At 44.8% G+C, this 4,699-nt stretch carries 3 protein-coding genes; 1 reads left to right on the plus strand and 2 read right to left on the minus strand.

Features of this window, described 5'->3' with window-relative positions; genetic code table 11:
• Nucleotides 1–38 precede the first annotated feature (38 nt).
• On the plus strand, nt 39–614 hold the full coding sequence (locus ACT8YW_RS21885) for a hypothetical protein (protein WP_004297353.1): 576 nt from the start codon (nt 39–41) through the stop codon (nt 612–614).
• Nucleotides 615–659: 45 nt separating this feature from the next.
• On the opposite strand, the gene ACT8YW_RS21890 is transcribed toward ACT8YW_RS21885, so the two are convergent.
• Nucleotides 660–3,527 (minus strand): AAA family ATPase, encoded by a 2,868-nt coding sequence (locus tag ACT8YW_RS21890; RefSeq protein WP_444107132.1) that lies wholly within the window; start codon nt 3,525–3,527, stop codon nt 660–662.
• Nucleotides 3,524–4,699 (minus strand): exonuclease SbcCD subunit D (locus ACT8YW_RS21895; RefSeq protein WP_444107133.1); only part of this gene is annotated, 1,176 nt, incomplete at its 5' end. The genes ACT8YW_RS21895 and ACT8YW_RS21890, both read right to left, overlap by 4 nt.

The raw sequence follows: 4,699 nt of genomic DNA on the forward strand, positions 1-4,699 counted from the left end.
GACAAACTTAAAAGAATGAAAAAGGAGGAATAAGATATATGGAACTGGAAGAACTTAAAAAATCTTGGAATGCCCTGGATGAACACTTGAAAGACAAAGAGTTCATCAAAGAAGAAGAGCTTGAAAAGCTGATAAGGCATGCGGACAAAGGTATCCATGCCATTGCCAGACTGAACATCAAGCTTATTCTGATTTCTCTGCCGATACTGATCTTATTTTTAGCGGAGGTACTGTTGCACAACAGATTAAACCCGATCTATATCATTATCATTTTCGCATGGATTCCTGCCCTTTGCTGGGATATCGTCACCACCCGTTTCCTCCAACGGACACAAATAGACGAGATGCCTTTGGTAGAAGTAATCAGCCGCGTAAACCGTATCCATCGATGGACCATCAGGGAACGATTGATTGCTATTGCCTTTCTCCTGGTCCTGGCTATACTTTCATTTATCTACTGGCAAGTGTGGCAATATGGAATGGGGATGATCGCTTTCTTCATCCTGTTATGGGGCGGAGGACTGGGATTGATCTTATGGATTTACCGCAAGAAGTTCTTAAATCGTATCCACGAAATCAAAAAGAATTTAAGCGAACTGAACGAATTAATGTAAAAGAATCCAACCTGAATAATTCATACTAAGTAGTAAGGAGTGTGCTTACCCCACCACGGTAAGCACACTTTTTCCATTCACTTTCTTATGTACCTGCACCTGAACAGAAATCCGTTCACTCATCTCCTGCACATGAGAGATTACTCCTATTTTCCGCCCCTGCATCTGTAATTGTTCCAATGCTTCCATCGCTGTACGCAAACTTTCCGCATCCAAAGAGCCGAAACCTTCATCAATAAAAAGAGATTCAACTTTCAGATTATTACTTGACAAGGAAGACAAACCTAAAGCCAGTGCCAAAGAAATCAGGAACGATTCACCTCCTGAAAGAGAGTACACGGTCCGTATTTCATCACACATATCGCAATCTATTACCTGAAGCGCCAACGTATCGGGTACCTGTTGCAGCTTATAGCGTTTAGAGAGATAGGATAAATGTTTATTGGCATGAAGCAACAACAAATTCAAAGTATAACTTTGAGCAATCACTTTAAATTTCGCTCCATCCGCACTGCCAATCAGTTTATTCAATTTTGCCCAACGTTCGGCAACAGTTTGTTTCTCTGCCAGTTCCTTCGCAATCTGTTCCACAGTCAGTTTATTCTTTGCTTGTTGTAGCAGGCGGGCTTCCATAGTAGAAAGGGCACGTTCTATATTCAGGTTTTCTTCCTGTTGCTTCTTTATTATTTCGGGAAGCAGTTCGGGAGACTCTATCTTTTTATACTGTTCTTGCAACTCTCCTATAGCCAGTGCAATTTGCTTCATCTCTCCTTGCAAACCGGAAAGCCGGTTGTGTACCGCCTCTACTTCTTTACGTGCTTTCTCCAAAGCGAGATTCAGTTCTTTCTCTCTTTTTGCTACGGCAGCTTCCGCTTCATCCGCACTTTTTCCTTTCAATAGCTGCGAACGTTCCTGACGAAGCACATTCAGCGCTTTCTCTATCACTTCAAATCTCTTTAGTTCGGCCGAAGCAGCATTCTGTAAGATTACTAACTGTTCTTTGGCAGACGATACTTTCTGCATAGCCAAACGGCAGAGAGAAACATTTTCACGAAGAGCTTCACAATGTGCACGCATCTTTTTAATTTCTTCATCGCCGAGCTGCCATTCTGCGTAAAGATTACGATATTCCAAAATACATTTTGCCAGTTCCGCCAAACGACGTTGTATTTGCTCTTCGTTTCCGGCTTCAATCCCTGCTTTATATAATGCTGCCAACTGTTCCGCGATCTGTCCGTCCACCGTTTTTTGATGCGCCAAATCACGTTGCAGAGCAATGCTCCGGTTATTCATCTGCTGATAGTTGGTTGATGCTACATTATACTCCTGCTCTATACTCCGGAAAAGAGTATCTACCACCTCCTGTTCCTGATGATAAGGATGCGCTGTGCTACCGCAAACCGGACAAGCCTCCCCTTCCTGTAATTGCCGGCGCAATGCTTTCACGTCTTTTCCCACTGCCATACGTGCATTTTCGTAAAGACGTTGAGTAACTTTCAATGCGGTTTCTTGCTCCGTCAATTGTTTCAGACAATTGGCCACTTCTTTCTCCAGTCTTTCTATTTCCGTCTTTGCTTTCGTCTGCGTTTCCGTTAATTGCCGGATATTCTGCTGACGAGTCAACTCTTTTTGCAACTTCACCTGTTCTTCGGCCAATAACGGATATCCGAAAGAATTTAAGCGCAACAAACGTTCCTCATTCGTACTGGTAGCGGCAGCCAGTTTGTTTTCTTCTTGCCGTAGAATCTCTTCCACCTGTTCAAGTTGCAGTGCTTCTTCTATCCCTACATGGCTTAATAAGCGGTTCAGAGAAGAATAAGACACCTGTAATTGTTCCGCAGCCACTCGCATTTTTTGTTCCTGCTCCGCCACCTGCCTGTTAGCCGCTTGTAAAATCTGCTGCGACTGTATATAGCTGCTTTGTTGAGACTGTATCTGTACATCCAATTGACGTGCTTTCTTCAAGTCTGGCTGTATGGCCTCCCATTGTGCCTTAAAATGCACCAATCCTTCCTCTTGGGAAGCCAATGCACCCTGCAGAACTTTCTCCCTAGCCTGTTCCTCCTGTTCTTCCTGCTGCTTTTTCTTACAAAGTTCTTCCTGTATTTTTAATGAACGAACCACATTCAGTTGTTCATTCTGTTCTTCCAGCAGTTTAATCCCTGCCGCACGCTTTTCAGTCGATAGTTCTTTCTCTTTTTGCAGAGCAAGCAGCTCTTCTTCCGGCATCAATTCGATCACATTCATTCGATTCTGAATCAAGGTCACCTCCTCTTGTGCCGCCTTATTCCGGGCATAGACCTCTTGAGAAATCCGGGAATACACGCCGGTTCCTGTCAACTTCTCCAGTAATTCTGCTTTTGCCGCCCCTTTTGATTTCAGAAATGTAGCAAAATCATTTTGTGCCAATAATACTGTACGGGTGAACTGTTCATACGTCAGGCCAACCAACTCCACCAACTGAATCAACAACTCTTTCTTGGTACCTTGAAATTCTTTCTCCGTATCCAGTTCTTTCACTTCCAGCGTTTGTGGCTGCAAAGAACCGTTTATCTTGTTTCTTGTCCGCCTCACCGACCAACGAGAACGGTAACGCCGTCCGTCAATACCTAAAAAATCGACTTCCGCATAACCATCACTTGTCCCCCGGCGCAGCAAATTTCTAACATCAGACTGATTAATCTGATTGTCTCCCACATCTGCCAGGTTCACATTTTCCACTGAAGTAGCAAAGCGGGGAGCCTTATCATACAATGCCAGGCATAAGGCATCTAATAAAGTAGACTTACCTGCACCGGTAGGTCCTGAAATGGCAAAGATACCTGCAGAATGTAATGGTTCTGCCATAAAATCCACTTCTACCGTTCCTTCTATCGAGGTCAGATTCTTCAATCGTATAGCTAGTATTTTCATTCTTCTTCCTCCTCTTCTTTACGGGTAGCAGCCAAATAGGCCTCTTCAAACAAACCTGTCAGTTCTACAGGCATTTCCACCTGATAAATCTTCTCAAAGGCAGACTGTGCAATCTGCAAGGGAGACATTTCCTGCAACCCCCTCTTCCAGTTTTCATTTTCTTTCGTCGTATTTCCAGTTTCAGTGCGATAGGTAGAAACAATACGCGCCAACCGATAGTTTTTATCTGCCAGTGCATCTTCAATCTCCTGCCGAAGCATGGGTTCCGGTTCCTCCAACAATACCTTTACTTCCAGATATGGGGCTACGGCTTCTGTCTCGGGTAGTTCCTTCAAGGCTTCCAAGACGGCTTCCGGTGAAACAGGTTCTCCGTTCGGGACACTCAACAAAGGTATTAATTTCGGGCATTCCAACCGTTCAATGTCCACCGCACAACCTCCGTCGAAAGTCACCATCACGACTCCATGATGATAATGTTTCTCGGCAAAAGACATCGGAATGGGACTTCCGGCATACCGCACATTCTCTCTTCCGGACACTCGCTGCGCTTTATGTATATGTCCCAATGCCGTATAAGCTATCTGTTCGGAAAAAGTTTCCGGAGATACGCACTCCAGCCCACCAATCACGGTACGCTCGCTATAATCCTTCTCTGCAATTTCCGATCCTGTAGCCTGCAAATGACCGATGGCAAGAATCGCCTGATTCTCCGTCCTTCGCTTCCATAGCCTTTGCAAAAGTTGTGCATAAAGTTCGCGAACTCCCTCCGCATACGGATTGCCTTCCGTTTGCACGGCCGGATAATCTCCCTGACGCAGAAAAGGAACTGCCATGCAAAGCAATTCCACTTCCCCTTTCCGGTTCTTCAGTTCCACAGTCAAATGGTCATAATCGATTTCTCCGCCTTCGAGCTTGCGAACTACCCCTCTGACTTCCGTCCGCATAGCTTGCAACAGAGGCAAAGGAGCCTCCAGGCGTGCTGCCGAATCATGGTTGCCGGCAACAATGACAATCTGCAAATACGGATTCTCTGCTGTCACCCGATAAATAAACTGATAATACATGCTTTGGGATGCAGCGGAAGGGTTGGAAACATCAAAAACATCTCCGGCTATAATCAATGCATCAATCTCTTTCTGACGAATTTCTTCTGCCAGCCAATTCAGGAATAC

The organism is Bacteroides sp., assembly GCF_052357945.1.
In the GTDB taxonomy this organism is placed as follows: Bacteria; Bacteroidota; Bacteroidia; order Bacteroidales; family Bacteroidaceae; genus Bacteroides.